20 protein-coding genes are annotated in these 21,507 nt (G+C 67.1%); 14 read left to right on the top strand and 6 right to left on the bottom strand.

Annotated elements, in window-relative coordinates; all coding sequences use genetic code 11:
- Nucleotide 1 precedes the first annotated feature (1 nt).
- Nucleotides 2-637, bottom strand: coding sequence for a LysE/ArgO family amino acid transporter (locus tag ACZ75I_RS05400; protein WP_049422777.1), 636 nt, complete (start codon nucleotides 635-637; stop codon nucleotides 2-4).
- Nucleotides 638-776: 139 nt separating this feature from the next.
- On the opposite strand from ACZ75I_RS05400, the gene ACZ75I_RS05395 reads away from it, so the two are divergent.
- From ACZ75I_RS05395 to ACZ75I_RS05335, 13 genes are all read left to right on the top strand, one after another.
- A complete protein-coding gene (locus ACZ75I_RS05395; protein ID WP_346477038.1) occupies nucleotides 777-1,682 on the top strand; it encodes a LysR family transcriptional regulator ArgP in 906 nt (301 codons plus the stop codon).
- Nucleotides 1,683-1,849: 167 nt separating this feature from the next.
- Nucleotides 1,850-2,434, top strand: coding sequence for a hypothetical protein (locus ACZ75I_RS05390; protein WP_346477037.1), 585 nt, complete (start codon nucleotides 1,850-1,852; stop codon nucleotides 2,432-2,434).
- Between the two features lie 257 nt (nucleotides 2,435-2,691).
- Nucleotides 2,692-4,380, top strand: coding sequence for a malate dehydrogenase (quinone) (mqo, locus tag ACZ75I_RS05385; protein WP_472958789.1), 1,689 nt, complete (start codon nucleotides 2,692-2,694; stop codon nucleotides 4,378-4,380).
- A 325-nt stretch (nucleotides 4,381-4,705) separates the two neighbouring features.
- A complete protein-coding gene (locus ACZ75I_RS05380; protein ID WP_472958788.1) occupies nucleotides 4,706-6,913 on the top strand; it encodes a TonB-dependent siderophore receptor in 2,208 nt (735 codons plus the stop codon).
- 156 nt (nucleotides 6,914-7,069) lie between these two features.
- Nucleotides 7,070-8,713, top strand: a complete 1,644-nt coding sequence (gene mdcA, locus ACZ75I_RS05375) for a malonate decarboxylase subunit alpha (protein WP_472958787.1) — start codon at nucleotides 7,070-7,072, stop codon at nucleotides 8,711-8,713.
- A 10-nt stretch (nucleotides 8,714-8,723) separates the two neighbouring features.
- The gene (gene mdcC, locus ACZ75I_RS05370; protein WP_065178127.1) at nucleotides 8,724-9,044 is read left to right on the top strand and encodes a malonate decarboxylase acyl carrier protein; all 321 of its coding nucleotides are present in this window, start codon (nucleotides 8,724-8,726) and stop codon (nucleotides 9,042-9,044) included.
- Nucleotides 9,041-9,949, top strand: a complete 909-nt coding sequence (locus ACZ75I_RS05365; RefSeq protein ID WP_111201158.1) for a biotin-independent malonate decarboxylase subunit beta — start codon at nucleotides 9,041-9,043, stop codon at nucleotides 9,947-9,949. The genes mdcC and ACZ75I_RS05365 overlap by 4 nt, the downstream gene beginning before the upstream one ends.
- 2 nt (nucleotides 9,950-9,951) lie before the next feature.
- A complete protein-coding gene (mdcE, locus tag ACZ75I_RS05360; RefSeq protein WP_472959044.1) occupies nucleotides 9,952-10,656 on the top strand; it encodes a biotin-independent malonate decarboxylase subunit gamma in 705 nt (234 codons plus the stop codon).
- Nucleotides 10,649-11,290 carry a malonate decarboxylase holo-[acyl-carrier-protein] synthase gene (gene mdcG / locus ACZ75I_RS05355; protein WP_072168678.1) on the top strand — a complete coding sequence of 214 codons (642 nt, stop codon included), beginning with the start codon at nucleotides 10,649-10,651 and terminating at the stop codon, nucleotides 11,288-11,290. Before mdcE ends, mdcG begins: the two co-directional genes overlap by 8 nt.
- Nucleotides 11,287-12,144 carry a triphosphoribosyl-dephospho-CoA synthase MdcB gene (mdcB, locus tag ACZ75I_RS05350; RefSeq protein ID WP_472958786.1) on the top strand — a complete coding sequence of 286 codons (858 nt, stop codon included), beginning with the start codon at nucleotides 11,287-11,289 and terminating at the stop codon, nucleotides 12,142-12,144. The genes mdcG and mdcB overlap by 4 nt, the downstream gene beginning before the upstream one ends.
- Nucleotides 12,141-13,061 carry a malonate decarboxylase subunit epsilon gene (gene mdcH, locus ACZ75I_RS05345; protein ID WP_472958785.1) on the top strand — a complete coding sequence of 307 codons (921 nt, stop codon included), beginning with the start codon at nucleotides 12,141-12,143 and terminating at the stop codon, nucleotides 13,059-13,061. Before mdcB ends, mdcH begins: the two co-directional genes overlap by 4 nt.
- 104 nt (nucleotides 13,062-13,165) lie before the next feature.
- The gene (locus ACZ75I_RS05340; RefSeq protein WP_069139059.1) at nucleotides 13,166-14,533 is read left to right on the top strand and encodes an SLC13 family permease; all 1,368 of its coding nucleotides are present in this window, start codon (nucleotides 13,166-13,168) and stop codon (nucleotides 14,531-14,533) included.
- Between the two features lie 40 nt (nucleotides 14,534-14,573).
- Nucleotides 14,574-15,293, top strand: coding sequence for a GntR family transcriptional regulator (locus ACZ75I_RS05335; RefSeq protein WP_019659340.1), 720 nt, complete (start codon nucleotides 14,574-14,576; stop codon nucleotides 15,291-15,293).
- Between the two features lie 148 nt (nucleotides 15,294-15,441).
- Here the strand turns inward: ACZ75I_RS05335 and ACZ75I_RS05330 are convergent, their stop codons facing one another.
- On the bottom strand, nucleotides 15,442-15,768 hold the full coding sequence (locus ACZ75I_RS05330; protein WP_472958784.1) for a hypothetical protein: 327 nt from the start codon (nucleotides 15,766-15,768) through the stop codon (nucleotides 15,442-15,444).
- A gap of 151 nt (nucleotides 15,769-15,919) precedes the next feature.
- Between ACZ75I_RS05330 and ACZ75I_RS05325 the strand changes: the two genes are divergently transcribed.
- Nucleotides 15,920-16,867 carry a nucleoside hydrolase gene (locus ACZ75I_RS05325; protein WP_134968082.1) on the top strand — a complete coding sequence of 316 codons (948 nt, stop codon included), beginning with the start codon at nucleotides 15,920-15,922 and terminating at the stop codon, nucleotides 16,865-16,867.
- A gap of 4 nt (nucleotides 16,868-16,871) precedes the next feature.
- Here ACZ75I_RS05325 and ACZ75I_RS05320 read toward each other — a convergent pair whose 3' ends face one another.
- The 4 genes from ACZ75I_RS05320 to ACZ75I_RS05305 all read right to left on the bottom strand — a co-directional run bounded on the left by ACZ75I_RS05320 (nucleotide 16,872) and on the right by ACZ75I_RS05305 (nucleotide 21,489).
- The gene (locus ACZ75I_RS05320; protein ID WP_061479175.1) at nucleotides 16,872-18,131 is read right to left on the bottom strand and encodes an MFS transporter; all 1,260 of its coding nucleotides are present in this window, start codon (nucleotides 18,129-18,131) and stop codon (nucleotides 16,872-16,874) included.
- Entirely contained in the window at nucleotides 18,128-18,631 is a 504-nt protein-coding gene (locus ACZ75I_RS05315; protein WP_180868980.1) for a hypothetical protein, read from the bottom strand. The genes ACZ75I_RS05320 and ACZ75I_RS05315 overlap by 4 nt, the downstream gene beginning before the upstream one ends.
- A 59-nt stretch (nucleotides 18,632-18,690) precedes the next feature.
- Nucleotides 18,691-19,827, bottom strand: a complete 1,137-nt coding sequence (locus tag ACZ75I_RS05310) for a metallophosphoesterase (protein ID WP_180869066.1) — start codon at nucleotides 19,825-19,827, stop codon at nucleotides 18,691-18,693.
- A gap of 120 nt (nucleotides 19,828-19,947) precedes the next feature.
- The gene (locus ACZ75I_RS05305; protein WP_346477087.1) at nucleotides 19,948-21,489 is read right to left on the bottom strand and encodes a TerC family protein; all 1,542 of its coding nucleotides are present in this window, start codon (nucleotides 21,487-21,489) and stop codon (nucleotides 19,948-19,950) included.
- Nucleotides 21,490-21,507 lie beyond the last annotated feature (18 nt).

The raw sequence follows: 21,507 nt of genomic DNA, 5'->3' as shown, positions 1-21,507 counted from the left end.
GTCAGTGGACCCCGCGCACCGCCAACATGAGGGCCAGGATGCTGAGGATCACGGCGATGGTGCCGTCGAGCACGCGCCAGGTGCCGGGCTTGGTGAACAGCGGCGCCAGCAGGCGTGCGCCGAGGCCCTGCGCGGTCAGCCACAGGCAGCTGGCCGTGACCACGCCAGCAGCGAAAGCCATGCGGGCGTTGCCGAAGTTCTCGGCGATCGAGCCGATCACCATCATGTCCAGCCAGAAGTGCGGATTGATCAGCGAGAAGCCGACCGCGGCCATCAGCACCGCGCGGCGGCTGCCGTCGTCGCTGTCAGCCTCGCCCATGCCACCGCCACCCGCGATCGCACGGCGTGCCGACTTCATCGCATACCAGGCCAGGAAGGCGACGCCGGTCCACAGCACGGCGCTGGTCAGCCACGGCAGCGCCGAGGTGAGCGTGCGCAGGCCGGCCACGCTGGCGAAGATGAAGATGGCATCGATGGCCGCGCAGGTGGCGACCACCGGCACGATGTGCTTGCGCAGGATGCCCTGGCGCAGAATGAAGGCGCTCTGGGCGCCGACCACGGCGAACAGGCCGATGCCGGTGGCTGCACCAGAGAACCAGGCACCGAGGCCGGTGCTGGCGGAGATGACCGAGAACATGGGATTCACTGCCTTGTATTGCTTGCGGGGGACGGTGCCTCGCGAAGGCGGACAGCACCGGAACGGGCGCCATTGTCGCGCCGCAACATGAAAAAGACGAGCTAAACTTCCTAAATCAACATTAGCGGAGCTTAATTCTATGCGTATCGACCATGCCCAGCTGCGCGCCCTGGCCGCGGTGATCCGCGAAGGCAGCTTCGACCGCGCCGCGCAGTCGCTGAATGTCACGCCCTCGGCCATCTCGCAGCGGGTCAAGGCACTGGAGGACCGGATCGGCCGCCTGCTGGTCAAGCGCGGCACGCCGGCCACCGCCACCGCCGAGGGGCAGCTGCTGGTGCAGCTGGCCGAGCAGACCGCCCTGCTCGAACACGATGCGCTGCACCGGATGGGACTGGCCGACGAGGACCTGCCCCAGGCCAGCATCCCGGTGGCGGTGAACCACGACAGCCTGGAGACCTGGTTCCCGCAGGCGGCCTACCAGTTCGCGCAGAGCACCGGCACCACCTTGGACCTGCGTGTGGAGGACCAGGACCACACGGTGGAGCTGCTGCGCCAGGGTACGGTGCTGGGCGCGGTGACCACGCTGGACGAGCCGGTGCAGGGTTGCCAGATCCACGCGCTGGGCAGCATCCGCTATGCGGCGACCTGCACCCCTGAGTTCCGCGAGCGCCATTTCGCCAAGGGCGTGACCGCGCAGGCGCTGGCGCAGGCCCCGGTGCTGGTGTTCAACCGCAAGGATGAAATGCAGTCGCGCTTCGCCCGACGCATGGCCGGCGACGACCTGCCCAGCGCCGCACCGACCTGGTGGATTCCCTCCACCCGGGCCTTCGTGCAGGCCAACCTCGGCGGACTGGGCTGGACCATGAACCCGCTGCCGCTGGTCAAGCGCCACCTGGACGCGGGCCGCCTGGTCTACGTGCGCCAGCGCGCGTGGGAAGACGTGCCGCTGTACTGGCAACACTGGAAAGGCGACGTGCAGACCATGGCTCTTCTGACCCGCGCCGTGCTGGATGCCTCCTCGGCACTGATCCGGCGCAAGCGCTGAGCTGTACAGCGACAAGGGCGTGGAGGGATCAAGTCGCTTCCGCCGTGCAAGCCGTATGGCCTGATACGACTTGATCCCCTGCGTCCCCTTTTTCAGCGCGTGACCGGGGTCCGTTCCGGGTCGCTCGGTTGTGCCAGCATCGCAGCACCCAACACCGGAGCGCCGCGATGCAGACCGATCCGCTGTTCCTGCACATCCGGGTGGTGATGGGCATCATCCTCGGCCTGTCGATTACCACCGTGCTCAAGGGCCTGGCGCAGATCATCGAGCATCCGCAGCGCCGCGGCTGCTCGGCCCTGCACCTGGGCTGGGTGGCGTGGACGCTGATCTCGCTGGTGACCTTCTGGTGGTGGGAATTCCGCCTCATCGAGGTGCACCGCTGGACGTTTGAAACCTACCTGTTCGTGATCGTCTACTGCGCGACCTGGTTCCTGCTGTGCGCGCTGCTGTTTCCCGACGACCTGCGCGAATACGGCAGCTACGGGAACTACCTGATGCAACGGCGGCGCTGGATCTTCAGCGTGATTGCTGCGCTGACCCTGCTTGACCTGGTCGATACCGGCATCAAGGGCAGCAGCCGCTGGAAGCTGCTGGGAACCGCGTACCCGTTGCATGCCGTGTTGATGCTGGCGGTAACGGTGCTCGGCTGGCGGCTGCGCAGCCATCGCGCACAGCTGCGCCTGGTGCTGGCGACGCTGGCCTACCAGATCGGCTATTTCGCCGTGGAATACTTCACCGTCGGCGGTGACTGACCCGGCTGCCTGCACTCCCGGGAAACGCCTTCGCCGCCACGCGGTCGGGCGGCATCGGCATCCGCAGGGACGGCCGCGTCGCCGGGCATGGCCTGGCGCTATGGTAGAGGTCCGCCGACCGGATGCTGCGTTGCATCAAAAACGGACCGGATCCGGTTAGAATCGCACCTGGATGCGGCAAGGCGTTGTTTCTTCACGCCCTTTCCCTGCCCCACGCGCATCCTGACCCCTTCCCCTCCGCCAACGATCCCGCCCCCATGAAGAAATTTGGCAAGGCTCTTCTCGCCCTGCTCGTGCTGCTGTTGCTGGCCGCCGCGCTGTTCCTGTACTGGCCGCTGACCCAGCGCTCGGTGCCCGCCGCCAGCAACGACAAGCCCGTCGATGTTGTGCTGGTCGGCGCCGGCATCATGAGCATCACCCTGGCCACCTACCTGCAGGAACTGCAGCCGGACTGGAACATCCAGGTCTACGAACGCCTCGACGGCGTTGCCGGTGAAAGCTCCGACAGCTGGAACAACGCCGGCACCGGCCATTCGGCCTTCGCCGAACTGAACTACACCCCGGAACTGCCCGATGGCAGCATCGAAACCAAGCGCGCGGTCGGCATCGCCGAATCGTTCGAGGTCTCGCGCCAGTTCTGGTCGCACCAGGTGAAGGAAGGCCGGCTGAGCCAGCCCAGCGACTTCATCAACCCGACGCCGCACATGAGCTTCGTCTGGGGCGATGACAACATCGCCTACCTGCACAAGCGCCAGCAGGCGCTGGTGAAGAACCCGCTGTTCTACGGCATGCAGTACTCGGAAGATCCGGCACAGATCAAGCAGTGGGCGCCGCTGCTGATGGAAGGCCGCGACCCGAAGCAGAAGGTGGCCGCGACCTGGATGCCGCTGGGCACCGACGTCAATTTCGGCGTGATCACCCGCCAGCTGACCGCCGGCCTGCAGCGCAACCCGAACTTCAGCCTGCACCTGAACCATGAAGTGACCGCGCTGCGGCAGAACGCCGACAAGAGCTGGAACGTGACGGTGAAGGATCTCAAGGCCGGCACCGAAACCACCACCCACACCCGCTTCGTCTTCATCGGTGCCGGCGGCGCCGCGCTGAAGCTGCTGCAGATGTCCGGCATTCCGGAGTCGAAGGACTATGCCGGCTTCCCGGTCGGTGGCCAGTTCCTCGCCTTCCAGGGCCAGGACGTGACCTCGCGCCATGGCGTGAAAGCCTACGGCATGGCCGAGACCGGTTCGCCGCCGATGTCGGTGCCGCACCTGGATGCGCGCAAGCTGGATGGCAAGCCGGTGGTCCTGTTCGGGCCGTTCGCGCTGTACAGCACCAAGTTCCTCAAGCACGGCTCGTGGTGGGACCTGTATTCCTCGGTGACCCACAACAACGTTGGCCCGATGCTGGAAGTGGGCAAGGACAACCTGGACCTGGTGCAGTACCTGATGGGCCAGGCACGCCTGAACGATGCCGACCGCCAGGCCGAACTGGTCAAGTACTTCCCCAATGCCAAGCCGGGTGACTGGAAGCTGGTGACCGCCGGCCAGCGCGTGCAGATCATCAAGCGTGACCCGCTGAAGGGCCCGGTGCTGCAGTTCGGTACCGAGATCGTGACCGACAAGGACCACACCCTCGCCGCCCTGCTCGGCGCCTCGCCGGGTGCGTCGACCTCGCCGCCGATCATGCTGGACCTGATGGCCAAGGCCTTCCCGGAGCAGATGAAGGCCGGCTGGGAAACCCGCCTGCGCGAGATCGTGCCGTCGTATGGGCGCAAGCTCAACGACAGTGCCGCGCTGGTCAACGAGATCCGCACGCTGACCAGCCAGACCCTGCACCTTCCCTACCTGGAAGTGCCGGTGGATGCCAACGCGGCAGCACCTGCACCGGCCGTAATTCCGGCTCCGGTCAAGGAAAAGCGCAACGCCAACGAGGAACTGCAGGCGCTGTAAGCCCGCCGTTTCCTTTCGACGCACACGGACGGCCACCTTTGGGTGGCCGTTCATTTTTGGGGCGGCTCCCTGCTGTAGAGCCGAGCCCATGCTCGGCTCCAGCCAAAAGCAGCCGAGCATGGGCTCGGCTCTACAGAAGGCGATGCCTGGTGCCGGAAAGCCGATGCACGATGACGCGAATTGTAATGTTGTTAAGAATTATTTACATTTGCGTCCTACGCAGTGACCGCGCCCCTCCCAGATGGACCTGATGTGCCCGAAGCCGCCGCCCCGGGTGCTGGACGACTGTTGCCGCCCTTCCCCGTTTCCAAGCCTCGAGCCCACCATGTCCCAGCCTCTCCGTAACCGCCTGCCCCGCCGCGCGCTGCTGCCGGCTGCCCTGTTTTCGTCGCTGACTCTGCTGGCCACGCCCGCCGCGTTCGCCGCCACCGATGCCGCCGCCGATGCCAAGACCCTGGACCGGGTCAGCGTCCGGGCCGAGCAGTCCGCTCCGCCGGCCAGTACGACGCGGCTGCCGATCACCCTGCAGGAAACCCCGCAGTCGGCCACCGCGATCAGCCTGCAGCGCCTGCAGGACGAATCACTGTTCAGCATCAACGATGTGATGCGCAACGTGACCGGCGTCAGCGTGTCCTTCTATGACACGCAGCGCCCGCTGTACTACGCGCGTGGCTTCGCCATCACCGACTTCCAGGTCGACGGCATTCCCACCTACAGCGGCTCCACCAACCAGGAATACGACACCGCCTTCTACGACCGCATCGAAGTGATCCGCGGTGCCAACGGCCTGCTCAGCGGCGCCGGCGTGCCGTCGGCCACGGTCAACCTGCTGCGCAAGCGCCCCGGCAAGGAATTCGACGCGTCGTTCGCGGTCAGTGCCGGCAGCTGGGACTACCGCCGCATGGAAGCCGACGTCACCGCGCCGCTGACCGATGACGGCCGTTTCCGCAGCCGCGTGGTCGCCGCCTACACCGACCGCGGGCTGTACTACGACCGTTACGACGAGAACAAGATGGCCGGCATGGCGGTGCTGGAAGGCGATGTCACCGACAGCACCACCCTCACCCTCGGCTACCAGACCCAGGACAACAACCCGACCGGTTCGACCTGGGGCACCGTGCCGTTCTTCGACAACCAGGGCAATTTCGCCCATCTGCCGCGCTCGACCAACCTGTCGCCGAAGTGGAGCTACTGGAAGCGCGAGAGCAACACCGCCTTCGCCAACCTGGAACAGCGTTTCGGCGACAACTGGCTGCTGAAGATCAACACCGCCTACACCCGTGGCAACGTGCAGAACGTGCGGCTGTACGGCACCGGGGAGCCGGACCCGGTGACCGGCTCGGGCATCTTCCTGCGTGCGGCCGCCGGTGATTCGAAAGACACCCGCCGCAATGTCGATGCTTACCTGACCGGCAACTTCCCGCTGTTCGGCCGCGACCACGACCTCACGGTCGGTGCCCAGTGGTCGGATCTGGAAGGGACCACGAACACCGTGGCGCTGAACTTCCCGGGCGACTGGGCAACGTGTGTCAGCGCCACGGGTGCACGCGAGCGCTGCTACTACATCCCCAACGTATACAGCTGGAACGGCGACATCTCCGAGGTGACCTACCGCCGCACCGGCGCGCGCCGCGTGGCCAAGACCACGCAGAGTGGCGTCTATCTGGCCACCCGCCTGCACCTGGCCGATCCGCTGTCGCTGATCGCCGGTGCACGCCTGAGCCGGTGGGAAACCCTCACCCGCTCCTACAACGCCGCCGGCGCCTATACCGGCACCAGCGGTGCGTACAAGGTGAGCGATGAAGTCACTCCGTACGTGGGCCTGCTCTACGAGATCACCCCGAACGTGTCGGCCTATGCCAGCTACACCGAGATCTTCAATCCGCAGAACTACAAGGACCGCAACGAGAACCTGCTGGCGCCGGTGCAGGGCTCGAACCTGGAAGCGGGCCTCAAGACGCAGTGGTTCGATGGCCGCCTGACCGCAAATGCCGCTGTGTTCGAGGCCAAGCAGGACAACTACGCGGTGCGTGACATGGGCGTGCCGGAGGGTTCGCTCAGCGACGGCAGCTCGGCCTACATCGGCGTCAACGGTACCAAGGCGCGTGGCTGGGAGATGGATATCAACGGCGAAATCCTGCCGGGCTGGACGGTCAATGCCGGCTACACCCACGTCAAGGTCACCCGCGCCGCCACCGACCTGCTGTACGCCAACCCGCCCAAGGACCTGCTGCAGCTCAACACGCAACTGCAGCTGCGCGGTGCGCTGGAACGCCTGAGCATCGGCGGTGGCCTGCAGTGGCAGAGCAAGGTGCAGGGCTACAACATCGCCTACCCGCTGGGCGGCACGGTGACCGTGAACCAGCCGGCGTACATGCTGGTGCAATTCAATGCCAACTACCGCATCAGCGACAGCTGGACTGCAACGCTGAGCGTGCGCAACGCGCTGGACAAGACTTACTGGGCCAACCTGGACTACAACAACTACGGCGAGCCGCGCTTCGTGTCGGCCAGCCTGCGCTGGAAGTTCTGAGCCACCTGCGAACCGGTGGGTGCCGACCGTTGGTCGGCACACCCCACACCCTGAATGGGCCCGCCTCCGCGCGGGCCCTTCTCTTTGCTGCACTGCAGGTTGTACCCACTTCGTAATTATGCCGTAATTATCCCAACACCCGTCGGAAGCCGGTCAATGAACCCGAGCTGGGATACGTTGGAACGCAGTCGCCAGGCCCGCCTGGAACGTGCCGCGCCGTGGGCCCGGGGACGCGAGGTCGCCAGCAGCGACGTCGGCGAGTTGCTGCACGCAGTGCTGGAGCCAGGCGACAAGGTCTGCCTGGAGGGCAACAACCAGAAGCAGGCCGATTTCCTCGCCCAGGCGCTGGCCGACCTCGACCCCGCCCGCGTGCATGACCTGCACATGGTGCAGTCGGTCCTCTCACTGCCCTCGCACCTGGACGCATTCGAGCGTGGCATCGCCTCGAAACTGGATTTCTCGTTCTCCGGCCCGCAATCGGTGCGACTGGCCAACCTGGTGGCCGAAGGGCGCATCCATATCGGTGCCATCCACACCTACCTGGAACTGTTCGGCCGCTACTTCATCGACCTTACGCCGCGCGTAGCGCTGGTCGCCGCGCAGGCCGCCGACCGCCACGGCAACCTCTATACCGGGCCGAATACCGAAGACACTCCGGTGATCGTCGAAGCCACCGCCTTCGGTGGCGGCATCGTCATCGCCCAGGTCAACGAGATCGTCGACAGCCTCCCCCGCGTCGATATTCCTGCGGACTGGGTCAACTTCGTGGTGCAGGCGCCGAAGCCGAACCATATCGAGCCGCTGTTCACCCGCGACCCTGCGCAGATCTCCGAAATCCAGGTACTGATGGCAATGATGGCCATCAAGGGCATCTACGCCGAGTACGGCGTGAATCGTTTGAATCACGGCATCGGCTTCGATACCGCCGCCATCGAACTGCTGCTCCCCACCTACGCAGAATCGCTCGGGCTGAAGGGAAAGATCTGCCAGCACTGGGCGTTGAACCCACACCCGGCACTGATTCCGGCGATCGAATCGGGCTTCGTCAGATCGGTGCATTCGTTCGGTTCGGAACTGGGCATGGAGAAATACATTGCCGCGCGGGGCGATGTGTTTTTCACCGGCGCCGACGGCTCGATGCGTTCCAACCGCGCGTTCTCGCAGACCGCAGGCCTGTATGCCTGCGACATGTTCATCGGTTCCACCCTGCAGATCGACCTGCAGGGCAACAGTTCCACCGCCACCCGCGACCGCATCGCCGGCTTTGGCGGCGCACCGAACATGGGCTCGGACGCGCGCGGCCGCCGCCATGCCAGCGAGGCCTGGATCAAGGCCGGCCAGCAGGCCGCACGCCCGGGCGAGATGCCACGCGGGCGCAAACTGGTGGTGCAGATGGTGGAAACCTTCCGCGAGCACATGGCCCCGGCATTCGTTGACCGCCTCGACGCCTGGGAACTGGCCGAACGCGCGAACATGCCGCTGCCGCCGGTGATGATCTACGGCGACGACGTCAGCCATGTGCTGACCGAGGAAGGCATCGCCAACCTGCTGCTGTGCCGCACCCCCGAGGAGCGCGAACAGGCGATCCGTGGCGTGGCCGGCTATACCGCCGTGGGCATCGGGCGCGACCGCGCGATGGTGGAGAACCTGCGCGACCGCGGCGTGATCCGCCGTCCCGGTGACCTCGGCATCTCCGTGCGCGATGCCAGCCGTGACCTGCTGGCGGCGCGTTCGGTGAAGGACCTGGTGCGCTGGTCCGGCGGTCTGTACGACCCGCCCAAGCGCTTCCGCAACTGGTAAGGGGCTGAGCATGGAAACCCTCGACTATCGATTCGAAGGCCGCACCGACGTGCCGTTCGCGCGCGACGCGGTGCTGGTGGGCGTGCTGGCGTCGGGCAACCTGGAAATCCTGCTGGAACCGGCGGCGCAGCAGGGCGCGATGACGGTGCGCGTCATCACCGCCGCGCAGGGCTTCGGCAGCATCTGGCAGGCGGTGATCAACGACTTCGCACAGCGTCATCCGCTGCGCGATGTGCGCGTCTCGATCAACGACGCCGGTGCGACCCCGGCCGTGGTCAGCCTGCGCCTGGACCAGGCCGTGGAAACCCTGCTGGCCGGAGGCGCGCCATGAACCACGTACAGCGCCACAGCTATTACGAAGCCGATGCGCGCGAGCGCATCGCCGGGCTGGTCGACGCCGGCTCGTTCCACGAGTTCCTCGGCCCGGCGCGACGGATGATGAGTCCGCACCTGGCCCAGCTCGACCAGCCGGCCGCGTTCGACGATGGCATCGTCGTCGGCGAGGCCAGGCTGCAGGGCAAACACGTGCTGCTGGCCGCACAACAGGGTGAATTCATGGGCGGCGGCGTGGGCGAAGTGCATGGCGCCAAGCTGACCGGGCTGCTGCGCCGTGCAGCGCACACCCGCCCTGACGGCGTGCTGCTGCTGCTCGATACCGGCGGCGTGCGGCTGCACGAAGCCAATGCGGGCCTGATTGCGATCTCCGAGATCATGCGCGCCACCCTGGACGCGCGTGCAGCGGGCGTGCCGGTGATCGCGCTGATCGGCAGCGGCAACGGCGCCTTCGGTGGCATGGGCATCGTTGCCCGCTGCTGCACCACGGTCATCATGTCCGAGGAAGGCCGGATGTCGCTGTCCGGACCGGAGGTGATCGAAACCGTTCGCGGCGTGGAAGAGTTCGACTCACGCGATCGCGCGCTGGTCTGGCGTGTGACCGGTGGCAAGCACCGGTACCTGATCGACCAGGCGCAGGTGCTGGTGCCCGATGCCCTTGAAGCATTCGCGCTGGCCGCACGCGACGCGCTGCACCCCGATGCGGGCAGCACTGACCCGGATGCTGCACTAGCCGCATTGCAGGAACGCCATGCGGCCTTGAAGGCGCGCGTGCGGGCCTGGGGCGATTGCCGCGATGGCCTGGAGATCTGGGCGCGGCTGGGCATTGCCCACCCCGAACGCCTGCCACTGCTCGACACCGATGAATTCCTCACCGCCACCGGCGACCGGAGCCTGCCATGAGCATGCCGTTGCAGACACTGCTCGATGCCCTGTTTCCGCATGGGCATGCCATTGCGGTGAGCGATTCGGTGCTGACCGGCAGCGCCACCACCGACAACGGCGATGTGACTGTGATCGGCACCGCCAACAAGCTCGAGGTGGGCATGGACCACGCACTGACACTGGCCGAAACGGTGCTGGCCAGCACCGCCGCGCATCCGCAGCAACCGATCGTGATGCTGGTCGACACCGCCGGCCAGCGCCTGGCACGCCGCGACGAACTGCTCGGCATCAACGGCTGTTTCGCGCACCTGGCGCAGACGCTGGATCTCGCGCGTCGACGTGGCGCGCGACTGGTCACGCTGGTCTACGGTGAATCCGTCAGTGGTGGCTTCCTCTCGTTCGGGCTGATGGCCGACCACATCCATGCCCTGCCGGATGCGCAGGTGCGGGTGATGGACCTGCGCGCGATGGCCCGGGTGACCAAGCAGCCGCTGGATAAACTGCAGGCGCTGAGCCAGACCTCACCGGTGTTCGCACCGGGCGTGGAGAACTACGTGGCGATGGGTGCGGTGGAATCGTTGTGGGAGGGCAATCTTGCCCAGCACCTTCTGCAGGCCCTGCGCACGCCCGCCCATGGCGACCGCCGCGCAGTGCGCGGAGCCGAACGTGGCGGGCGCATGCTGGCCGCACGCGTGGCTGAAGCCGTGAGCCAGGGTGATGCCTGAGCGGCTGCCCCGACATACGCTGGTCTGGCTGTCAGCGCACGCCGGCTGGCAGGCGGACATCGCCGCGCATGAGTCGCGCTTGGCCGACTGGTTTGCACAGGGCCGGCCGGCCATCGTCGCGCGGCGTGCCGCCGACGATGCCGATCCACGCCTGCGTCTCGGCGTGCCGCTGCCGCCCGCCGAGGGCAAACTGCGCCTGGCCCTGCGCGTGCCAGCACACGATGTGCTGCGCACCACGCCGCCGCCGGCACTCCAGGCGGTGCTGAAAGGCGACGTTCCGCAGGACTGGCGGCGGCCCCTTGAAGTGCTGCAGAACATCGCTGAGGCGCGCGTATTCGGTGCCTTCGCGTGGCAGCACCTTACTGGCCTGCGCTATGTGCACGCGCGCTCGGACGTCGATCTGCTGTGGCCGATCGACACCACCGCGCAGGCCGATGCCCTGGCTGCACGGCTACAGGCATGGGAAGCCGAACACGACCGGCGGGTCGATGGCGAGCTGTGCCTGGGCGGCGACGCCGCCGTGAACTGGCGGGAGTACGCCGGACGCAGCCGCGAGGTACTGGTCAAGCGCCTCGATGGTGCCGCACTGGAACTACGCGATGCGATGTTCGCCTCTGCCGGGGTGAGCGCATGACCGCCGTCGTCCAATCGGCAGTCAGGCCGGCAGCTGCCGTGGACAGCGCGCGCCTGGGGCGCCTCGCCGTCGCCAGCCTGCATGCGGAGCTGGCGCTGGCGCCCAAGCCCGGACTGGTCACGCCATTCGACAGCGGCAGCCATCACGACATGGACGCCGGCACATTCCTGCGCAGCCTGTTCGCGCTGCGCCACTATTTCACCGCCGTGGCCTGCCTCGGTGCAGCCGGGGCGGACTTCGACGCCTTGCGCCGATGTGGCATCGCCGCTGAAATCGCGATGCTGCGCGCAACCGCCGGCGTCAATACCCATCGTGGCGCGATCTTCAGTCTCGGCCTGCTGGTGGCGGCCGCCGCGGCCTGTCGCTCCCGCCTGGACCATGCCGCCACGGGTGAGCAGGTCTGCCAGGAAGTGCGCCGCTGGTCTGCCGAGCTCGCCGACGCACCTCTGGATGCGAACAGCCCTGGCCAGCGCGCGCGCGCACGGCACGGCGTGCAGGGTGTGCGCGAACAAGCGGCCGCCGGCTATCCGCTGCTGCGCGGCGTGGCATTGCCTACCATGCGTCACGCGCTGGCCAGCGGCCTGCCACGCGAGGCCGCGATGTGCCAGACCCTGATGCAGCTGATCGCGTGCGTGGATGACCTCAACCTGCTGCACCGTGGCGGCGCCGACGGCCTGCGCTGGGCCCAGCGGCAGGCCCGCACCTTCCTGGACGCGGGCGGCACCTTCGCGCCGGACTGGCGGACACATCTGCGTCGCATCGGTGATGGCTTCGTCGCGCGCCGGCTGAGCCCGGGCGGCAGCGCAGACCTGTTGGCCTGCAGCGGGTTCCTGCTGCTGCAGGAGCGCGCATGAGCCTGGCCCTGCTCTGCCCCGGCCAAGGCGCGCAGCACGCAGCGATGTTCGACCGCGTGCGCGATCTTCCGGCCGCGCGCCACACCCTTGATCGGGCCAGCACGGTGCTCGGCCGCGATGTGTTTTCCGCCGCGGCGGCCGACGATCGTTTCGACAATGCGCAGGCGCAACCGCTGCTGTGCGCGGCCACTCTGGCTCAGTGGCAGGGGCTGCGCGGCAACGTGCCAACGCCGACGCTGGCCGTCGGCTACAGCATCGGCGAGTTGGCCGCGCATGCCATCGCCGGCAGCTTCGATGCGGCCACCTGCCTTGCCCTGGCGGCGCAGCGCGCGCAGTTGATGGACGGCGCCAGCCCCGCCGATGCAGGCCTGCAGGCGGTACTTGGCCTGGAGCGCCATGTACTGCAGCCACTGTGCGATCTGCACGGTGCGTACGTGGCCATCGCCAATGGGCAGGGCCATTTCATCGTGGGCGGCACGCACGCCGCATTGCAGCGGCTGGCCGGTGCCGCACAGGCGCAGGGTGCCGGAATCCGTCCGCTGGCGGTGCACGTGCCTGCCCACACGCCGTTGCTGGCGGCGGCGGTCGCACCGTTCGCTGCCGCACTCGATGCCTCGCCGCTGCAAGCCCCACGCCTGCCGCTGCTGGCCGGCATCGATGCGCGGCCTGTGCGTGATCGTGCCACGGTGGTGCACACGCTGTCGGCGCAGCTGGCGCAGACCATCGAATGGGCGCAGGTGATGCGCCAGGCCTTCGAGCGCGGCGCGCGGGTGTTCCTGCAGCTGGGCCCGGGCAACGCACTGGCGCGCATGGTCGCGCCGTCCTATCCGTGCTGCGAAGTGCGCGCGGTGGAAGAGTTCCAGAGCCTGGAAGGCGCGGCGGCGTGGGTCCGCAGTGCGCTGGAGCGGCTGCAGTAACGGGTTCCAGCAGTACGTATCACGCATCACGCAGTACGTCGCCTTACCCCGGGATGGCGGGTCTCCATCCGCGCTGTACGTGAGCCACGTGTCTGGGAGGGCGCATGAGTCCACAAATCGCAACGATCATCGGCCTGGTGATCATGTTCATCGTCGCCACGGCGATGCCGATCAACATGGGCGCGGTCGCCTTTGCGCTGGCCTTCATCATCGGCGGGCTGTGGGTCGACATGGGCGGCAAGGAGGTTTTGGCCGGCTTTCCCGGCGATCTGTTCCTGACCCTGGTCGGCATCACCTACCTGTTCGCCATCGCGCAGAAGAACGGCACCATCGACCTGCTGGTGCACTGGGCGGTGAAAGTGGTGCGTGGCCATATCGTGGCCATTCCGTGGGTGATGTTCGTGATCACCGCGGTGCTCACCGCGTTCGGTGCGCTGGGCCCGGCGGCGGTCGCGATCATCGGCCCGGTCGCGCTGCGCTTTGCCAAGCAGTACAACATCAACCCGCTGATGATGGGCCTGCTGGTCATCCATGGTGCGCAGGCCGGCGGCTTCTCGCCCATCAGCGTGTACGGCAGCATCACCAACGGCGTGGTGCAGAAGGCTGGGCTGGAAGTGACCGAGATGGCAGTGTTCCTGACCAGCCTGGGCTTCAACTTCATGATGGCGACGATCTGCTTCTTCGCCTTCGGTGGCATCGCCCTGCTGCGTCGCGGCTCGATCACCGCGGCAGGAACGATCGGCAATGCCGAACTGGCGATGGCCGGTGGCCCGCAGGCGTCGTCGCGCCAGTTCGCGATCGAAGGCCATGGCGCGCTGGTCGCAGCAGGCGGCGGCACGCTCAGCAATGATCCGGCGGCACTGGATGCGGTGGGCCTGACCCGCGAACGGTTGTTCACCCTGATCGGCCTGCTCGGCCTGGGCGTGGCCGCGCTGATCTACAACCTCAACGTCGGCCTGGTCTCGATCACCGTCGCGGTGGCGCTGGCGCTGCTGTCGCCACAAAGCCAGAAGGGCGCGGTCGATGGCATCAGCTGGTCCACCGTGCTGCTGATCTGTGGCGTGGTGACCTACATCGGCGTGCTGGAACATGCCGGCGCGGTGGACTTCATCGGCAATGGCGTGTCCGACATCGGCATTCCGCTGCTCGGCGCGCTGCTGGTCTGCTACGTCGGCGGCATCGTCTCCGCGTTCGCCTCGTCGGCCGCAGTGCTGGGCGCCACGATTCCGCTGGCGGTGCCGTTCCTGATGCAGGGTCACCTCAGCGCCGCCGGCGTGATCTGCGCGCTGGCGGTGTCGTCCACCATCGTCGATGTCAGCCCGTTCTCCACCAATGGCGCACTGGTGGTGGCCTCGGCAGCCAAGGAGGAACGCGAGACCCTGTTCCGCCGCTTCCTGGTCTACAGCGGACTGGTGGTGGCGCTTGGACCGCTGCTGGCCTGGCTGGTATTCGTGGTGCCGGGCTGGATGTAACCACCCAGCGGCCGGCACTACCTGGCGGTACACTTCCTCCATGGCCATTGCCCCTGCCCCGCGGTCACCGAAGAAGCGCGCACCTCTGTATGAAGAGGTGGCCGACCACGTGCGCGAGCGCATCTACGACTACCGGCTGCCGCCGGGCGAGTGGATCGACGAGCCCGCGCTGTGCGAAGAACTGGGCATCAGCCGCACGCCGCTGCGCGAGGCGTTGAAGCTGCTGGCCGCCGAAGGCCTGGTACAGATCGACGCAGGTCGTGGCAGCCGGGTCACCCGGTTGACGCTGGAAGACCTCAACCAGCTGTTCCCGGTAATGGCCATGCTGGAAGGCCGTTGCGCGCATGAGGCGGTGAAGCACATCGACGATGCCGGCGTGCAACAACTGGAGGCCCTGCATGCGGCGATGGAAGCGGCGGCGTCCGAGGGCAACATTGCCGAGTACTACCGCAACAACTACCTGATCCACGAAACCGTGCAGCATTACGCGGGCAATCCGTGGCTGATCCGCATCACCCACGACCTGCACCGCATCCTGAAGATGCATCGCGGCCGCCAGCTGCTGACCCCGGGCCGCACGGCGCAGTCGCTGGCCGAACACCGCGAGTTGATGGAGTGCTTCCGCCGCCGCGATGCGCAGGCTGCCGAACGCACCATGGAGCGCCATCTGCTCAGCCAGGGCCAGGCATTGGCCGCCTATGTGGCAGCGGGCGGGCTGTTGAACGTGCCAGCGCCCTTGCCGACCGAAGGCGGCGGTTGAGCGGATGAGGTTGCCGGCCAGCGGCCGGCACTACCGGCCGCAGCCAACCGCTGTTCTGTAGCGTCGAGCCATGCTCGACTGCTTTTCGATCAGGCGTCGCGGCGTTGGAGCGAAGTGCAGTCGAGCATGGCTCGACGCTACAGAGACCTCAATCGCTGCAGCTGCCGCCGTCACCGCTGCCACCGTCGCTGCTGCAGTCGGAGCTGCTGTGACTGTGATGGCTGTAGCTGTCGCCGGATTGGCCGCCCGGATGATCGTAGCTACCGCCGAAACTGTTGTCGCCCCGGATCCCGGAGCCGTCGGCCGTGGCCACCGCCATGCACAGGATGGCCCCGACCAAGGGAAGCAGCCAGACCATCAGCAGCTGCACCGTCCGGCCGCCCGTCGACAGCCCATCACGCCTGACGATCACCACGGTAGCCACCACGTTCAAGCCCAGCACCAGCAGGACCAGCAGAAGGGCAACGATCAGCATTCGGCGACACCATGCCTGGACTGGGGGCATTATGGCCTGCCACCCCGGCAATGGCCCTGCCTGTCATGAAGATGGGACAATGTGGGGGCGTGCCGGCCTGCCCCTGGCCGCCGGCGCCCCTCGCACCACACGGAAGAAGAAGAACAACAACATGCTGAAAGTCATTTTCGATACCGACCCGGGCGTCGACGACGCCCTGGCCCTGCTGTACCTGCACAAGCACGCCCAGATCGACCTGATCGGTGTCACCACCACCTTCGGCAATGCCTCGGTGGAGTCGACCACGCACAACGCGCTGTACCTGAAGCAGGCCTGGGGCTTCGCCGCCCCGGTCGCGCGCGGTGCCGATGGCCCGCTGCAGCCGGAAGCCACCCCGGAAGCCTGGCCGGTGCACATCCACGGCCACAACGGCCTGGGCAACCACCCGGTGCCGGCCAGCCTGGACGTGACCGCCGATGCCCGCCCGGCCCATCAGCTGATCATCGATCTGGTCCGCGCCCATCCGGGCGAAGTGACCCTGGTCGCGGTCGGCCGCATGACCAACCTGGCCCTGGCCCTGCAGCAGGCCCCGGACATCGCCGGCCTGGTACGCGGCGTGGTGATCATGGGCGGCGCCTTCCACGTCAACGGCAACATCACCCCGGCCGCCGAGGCCAACATCTGGGGCGATGCCGAAGCGGCCGACGTGGTGTTCACCGCCAGCTGGCCGGTCACCGCGATCGGCCTGGACGTGACCACCCGCGTGGAAATGGACCGTGACGGCCTGGATAAGCTGGCCGCCATCGGCGGTGCCGACGCCGAGCTGGTCCGTGCGCTGTCGCAGGATTACGTGGACTTCTACCTGCAGGCCGGCCACAAGGGCATGGTCGTGCACGACTGCTGCGCATGCATCGCGCTGACCCGCCCGGAACTGTTCCAGTTCGAGCGCGCCAGCGTGCGTGTGGCCACCGACGGCGTTGCCCGCGGCATGACCATTCCCAAGCCGGAAGGCCTGGCATTCGGCCCCAGCGTGTGGGACGGCCACGTGGTGCAGTCGATTGCCATCGGTGTGGATGCGGCCGCGGTACTGGCCGACATCGAGCAGACCCTGAAGGTCTGACCGTCTAGCGCTTGGCCCTGCCCGGGACCGTCTCGGGCAGGGTCCACAGCACCGGCAGCACCAGCACCGCCACCAGTGCGATCATCGCGCCCGGCGCCGCCGCCCAGCCGCTGCGCTCCACCCACCATTGCGCCAGCCACGGCGTTGCGCCGCCGAAGAAGGCAGTGGCCATGGTTACCCCCAGTGCGAGACCGCTGACCCGGCCTTCGCCTGGGAACTGCTCAGCCGTGGCCGGGGCGGCCACCGCGCTTACACCGCCGGCCACGCAGGCCAGCAGCACCGCAGCCAGCACGATGCCCAGCGCCGTCGCCTGTGCCATCCACGCAAACAGGGACAGCGGCAGCAGCGCTGCCAGCACGGTCAGGCCCAACAACACCGGCCGTCGTCCGACCCGGTCCGACAATGCGCCACACAGGGGCGTGATCGCAATCACTGCCACCGCCGCGATCGTCGACAGCCACAGTGCGTCACCCTCATCGTGGCCCTGCGCGTGCAGGAACGCAGGCACATAGGTGATGCCCACGTAGTAGGTGATCGATCCCAGCGCCGAAATCGCGAACGTGCGCGCCACCGCCAACGGATGATGCTGCAGCACATGCCGCAGCGGTGTGGCGGGAATGCTGCCTTCGCGGCGCTGGCGCTCGAACTCCGGCGACTCGTGCATGCCCGAACGCGCAATCAGGATCACCAGCGCAAGCGCAGCGCCGACGAGGAACGGAATCCGCCAGCCCCAGCTGTCCAGCTGCGGTGTGGGCAGCAGCGCGACGGTAAGTGCAGAGATCGCCACCGCCAGCAGTGCGCCCACTTCGCTGGCCGCCGAAGCCAACGACGTAACCAGGCCGCGTCGGCGCGCCGGTGCGCTTTCCAGCAGGTACGCCACCACGCCGGTATATTCGCCGCCCACCGAGAACGCCATCACGCAGCGCAGCACCAGCAGCAGCACGCCGGCCGTGGCGCCTGCGGTGGCCGCGGTCGGCAGCAGCGCGGTGGCCAGCATTGCCGCTGCCATCAACGCCATCGACGCAAGCAACATCCATCGCCGGCCGAGCCGGTCACCCAGGTGACCAAAGCACAGCGCGCCCAGCGGACGCATAAGGTAGGACACGGCGAATCCGGCCAAGGTGACCAGCAGCGCCTGCTCGCCACCGCCGAAGAACACCCGCGACAGCACCGTGGCGAAGTACAGGTACAGGGTGAAGTCGTACCACTCCACCACCGTGGACAGGCCGGCCACCCACATCGAGCGCTGTCGCGCCACAGTCATCGCGTATTCGCCTTCAACAGCCTCGATCCCGGTTGGGCAGGTTCGGCGCAGCGTGGCATGGACGGGGTGAAATACCGGTCATCGGCTATCGGCTGCCTGCATGTACTGGGTTTCATGGCCGCTGAAGCGCTCACCGTCAAAGCCGAAGCAGAAGCGTCCTTGCTCGAACGCGCGGTAGACCAGCAGCGCACCGTCGAGGCAGAACTGCTGCTGATCCACGCCTGTTTCCAGCGTCCCGTAGCCAGCGCGACATCCAGCGTATCGCGATCGTGTTCGGCAAGTTGCTTCAGCGCATTGGCGTAGCCACCCGGAAACGCGAGCCGTTCGTAGTGCTGGTGGAACGCCGCGCAGGCCTGGGTGTGCAGCAGCTTGCGTTCCGGGTCACGCCAGCGCAACGCAGCACTCTCCCGGATGGCCCGCGGCAACCGGTTGATCTCATCCGCATTGGCTCGGATCAGGCGTTCCATCAGGGCACGGGGATAGGCCTTCGTTCCTTCCATGTGGTTTGTCAGGGGTCAGTTCCCTTTCCCTGCGGGAACGGGATCTGCCCCACTTCAGGTCACGGCGCGCGGCGCAATGTCACCAGGGTGATCTCCGACGGCACGCCGATGCGTGCCGGGAAACCGGCCCAGAGACCCGCACCATTGCTCACGTAAAGGGTCATCCCGTCCACGTCGTAGCGGCCGGAGACGAAGCCACCATTGGCCCGCCTCACCAGTTGGTCCATGCCGATGATCTGCCCACCGTGAGTGTGCCCGGACAATTGCAGCTTCACGCCGCGCGCCGCCGCCTCTCGCGCGTTGCGCGGGCGGTGGTCAAGCAGGATCACCGGCGCAGAGGGATCGGCGCCGGCCAAGGCGGCGTCCAGATCCGGCAGCGGCAGGCCGTAGCGTGCGGCCACCGGATCGGTGACCCCGGCAATGGTCAGCGCTGCATCACCGCGTCGTACCTGCAGGTGGCTGTTGTCCAGCACCTGCATGTGCAGCGCGCGGAACGCCTGCATCCATGCCTGGTACTGCGCGTAATACTCGTGGTTGCCGGTAATAGCGACGACACCGTCCGGCGCCCGCAGATCGGCCAGAGGACGCGCGTCGTCACGACGGGCCTCCACACTGCCGTCGATCAGATCGCCGGTGATCACGATCAGATCCGGCGCCAATGCGTTGCTCTCATCCACCACCCTGCGCACCCAGTCGCCGGTCAGCAGGCGGCTGGCATGGATGTCGGTCAGCTGCAGCACGCGATAGCCGTCGAACGCCGCTGGCAGCCCGGCAACGCTCACCTCGATCTGCCGGGGCTGGGGCACTGCCATGCCCTGGCTGACACCATAACCACTGACCAGCAGGGCCAGCACGCCGGCCGCCGGCCGCAAGCGCCGCGTGCGCAATGCGGCTACCGCACGTGGCCAGCGCAGCAGGCGGGACGCGAGCAGGCCCACATCCATCGCCAGCATCAGCAACGCCAGCAGCAACACCGCCGTGGAGCCGGTGGCCAGCGTGGCGATGGCCAGCTTCGGAATTTCCGGCGACGCCATCGTGCCCCAGAAGGTGGCGACGATACGCAGCTGCACGGCTACGCCCACCAGCAGCAGCGACAGCACGACCTTCAGCCAAGTGGGCATGCGCTGTGGCCAGAACAGGCGCCAGGCCACATACAGGCCCATCAACAAACCGATCGTACTCAGCACTGCAACCATCCTGGAAAGAAAGCGGGCCGCCATGGTGACGGCTGCAGGCGGTGTTGTGTAGCACCGAGCCCATGCCCGGCATTTCAATCTGCAGCCGAGCATGGGCTCGGCGCTACAACAACAGGTGGGTCAAGCCATTCCGTCGAGGCGCTGCACCCGCAGGCGGGCGATACGGCGTTTTTCCATCGCCAGCACGGTGATGCGCACGCCCGCCACCTCCACCGCATCGCCGATGTCCGGCAGCCGGCCCAGCTGCTCCAGCACCAGCCCGGAGATGGTCATGTAGTCGGCACTGCGTGGCAGCGATACGCCGGTCAGCCGCTGCAGGTCGTCCAGGGTCAGTGCACCGTCGGCCTCCCACTGGCCCTCGCCCTGCGCGACCACGCCATAGCGCTCGTCCTGGGTATCGACCAGGTCACCGGCAATCGCCGCCAGCAGATCGTTGGCGGTCACCAGGCCTTCCACGCTGCCGTACTCATCCACCGCCACCGCCAGCGGTACCGGATGCTGGCGGATCAGTTCCAGCGCCTGCAGCGCACTGGCGCTGGACAGCACGTACTGCGGCTCGCGCAGGTTGCCTTCCAGCTGCAGCGGCCTGCCCTGCAGCAGGTCGGCCAGCAGATCGCGGCTCTGCACCACGCCACGCAGGCTGTCCAGGTCACCCTCACCCACCAGCAGGCGGGTGTGCGGCGACGCCACCAGGCGCGCCACGACGTCCTCCTGCCCACGCGCCAGGTCGATCCACTGCACATCGGCGCGCACGGTCATTACGCTCGACACCGGCCGGTCGGCCAGGCCCAGCACGCTGCGGATCATTTCGTGTTCGGCAGGCTGCAGGCGCTCTTCGGCGTCCACCTGCGCGTCCAGGCCTTCATCGTCGTGGCCATTGGCCGGGCGCGCGCCGAGCATGCGCAGCACCGCATCAGCGGTGCGCTGCCGGAACGGCTGGCGACGCTCGTTGCGCTCACGGTTGAAACGCACCCACTGGTTGAAGGCTTCCACCAGGATCGAGAAGGCGATCGCCGCGTACAGATAGCCCTTCGGAATCTTGTAGCCCAGGCCTTCGGCCACCAGGCTGAAGCCGATCATCAGCAGGAAGCCCAGGCACAGCACCACCACGGTGGGATGCTTGTTGACGAAGCGGGTCAACGGCTTGCTCGCCAGCAACATCAGCGCCATCGCGATGGTCACGGCGGCATACATCACGCCCAGGTTGTCGACCATGCCGACCGCAGTGATCACCGAATCCAGCGAGAACACCGCATCGAGCACCACGATCTGCGCCACCACCATGGCGAAGCTGGCGTAGACCTTCTTGCCATCTTCGTGGTGCGCGCGGCCTTCCAGCCGTTCGTGCAGCTCCATGGTGCCCTTGAACAGCAGGAACAGGCCACCGCCCAGCAGGATCAGGTCACGCCCGGAAAAGCTGTGCTCGAACAGCGTAAGCAGCGGCTCGGTCAGTTTCATGATCCAGGCCAGCGCCGCCAGCAGCACCAGCCGCATCAGCAGAGCCAGTGCCAGGCCGATCACCCGCGCGCGGTCGCGCTGGTGTGGCGGAAGCTTGTCGGCAAGGATCGCGATGAACACCAGGTTGTCGATGCCGAGCACGATCTCAAGCACGACCAGGGTTGCAAGGCCCATCCATATCGAGGGGTCAGCCAACCATTCCATTTCAGGTCCGTTTCGTCA

The organism is Stenotrophomonas sp. X (genome assembly GCF_055721025.1).
This window is presented reverse-complemented; position numbering and strand designations above follow the sequence as displayed.

What these genes read in the sequence shown, in the direction of transcription:
- ACZ75I_RS05400 (WP_049422777.1), bottom strand. Translation starts at nt 637, where the DNA reads ATGTTCTCGGTCATCTCCGCCAGCACCGGCCTCGGTGCCTGGTTCTCT.
- ACZ75I_RS05395 (WP_346477038.1), top strand. Translation starts at nt 777, where the DNA reads ATGCGTATCGACCATGCCCAGCTGCGCGCCCTGGCCGCGGTGATCCGC.
- ACZ75I_RS05390 (WP_346477037.1), top strand. Translation starts at nt 1,850, where the DNA reads ATGCAGACCGATCCGCTGTTCCTGCACATCCGGGTGGTGATGGGCATC.
- mqo (WP_472958789.1), top strand. Translation starts at nt 2,692, where the DNA reads ATGAAGAAATTTGGCAAGGCTCTTCTCGCCCTGCTCGTGCTGCTGTTG.
- ACZ75I_RS05380 (WP_472958788.1), top strand. Translation starts at nt 4,706, where the DNA reads ATGTCCCAGCCTCTCCGTAACCGCCTGCCCCGCCGCGCGCTGCTGCCG.
- mdcA (WP_472958787.1), top strand. Translation starts at nt 7,070, where the DNA reads ATGAACCCGAGCTGGGATACGTTGGAACGCAGTCGCCAGGCCCGCCTG.
- mdcC (WP_065178127.1), top strand. Translation starts at nt 8,724, where the DNA reads ATGGAAACCCTCGACTATCGATTCGAAGGCCGCACCGACGTGCCGTTC.
- ACZ75I_RS05365 (WP_111201158.1), top strand. Translation starts at nt 9,041, where the DNA reads ATGAACCACGTACAGCGCCACAGCTATTACGAAGCCGATGCGCGCGAG.
- mdcE (WP_472959044.1), top strand. Translation starts at nt 9,952, where the DNA reads ATGCCGTTGCAGACACTGCTCGATGCCCTGTTTCCGCATGGGCATGCC.
- mdcG (WP_072168678.1), top strand. Translation starts at nt 10,649, where the DNA reads ATGCCTGAGCGGCTGCCCCGACATACGCTGGTCTGGCTGTCAGCGCAC.
- mdcB (WP_472958786.1), top strand. Translation starts at nt 11,287, where the DNA reads ATGACCGCCGTCGTCCAATCGGCAGTCAGGCCGGCAGCTGCCGTGGAC.
- mdcH (WP_472958785.1), top strand. Translation starts at nt 12,141, where the DNA reads ATGAGCCTGGCCCTGCTCTGCCCCGGCCAAGGCGCGCAGCACGCAGCG.
- ACZ75I_RS05340 (WP_069139059.1), top strand. Translation starts at nt 13,166, where the DNA reads ATGAGTCCACAAATCGCAACGATCATCGGCCTGGTGATCATGTTCATC.
- ACZ75I_RS05335 (WP_019659340.1), top strand. Translation starts at nt 14,574, where the DNA reads ATGGCCATTGCCCCTGCCCCGCGGTCACCGAAGAAGCGCGCACCTCTG.
- ACZ75I_RS05330 (WP_472958784.1), bottom strand. Translation starts at nt 15,768, where the DNA reads ATGCTGATCGTTGCCCTTCTGCTGGTCCTGCTGGTGCTGGGCTTGAAC.
- ACZ75I_RS05325 (WP_134968082.1), top strand. Translation starts at nt 15,920, where the DNA reads ATGCTGAAAGTCATTTTCGATACCGACCCGGGCGTCGACGACGCCCTG.
- ACZ75I_RS05320 (WP_061479175.1), bottom strand. Translation starts at nt 18,131, where the DNA reads ATGACTGTGGCGCGACAGCGCTCGATGTGGGTGGCCGGCCTGTCCACG.
- ACZ75I_RS05315 (WP_180868980.1), bottom strand. Translation starts at nt 18,631, where the DNA reads ATGGAAGGAACGAAGGCCTATCCCCGTGCCCTGATGGAACGCCTGATC.
- ACZ75I_RS05310 (WP_180869066.1), bottom strand. Translation starts at nt 19,827, where the DNA reads ATGGTTGCAGTGCTGAGTACGATCGGTTTGTTGATGGGCCTGTATGTG.
- ACZ75I_RS05305 (WP_346477087.1), bottom strand. Translation starts at nt 21,489, where the DNA reads ATGGAATGGTTGGCTGACCCCTCGATATGGATGGGCCTTGCAACCCTG.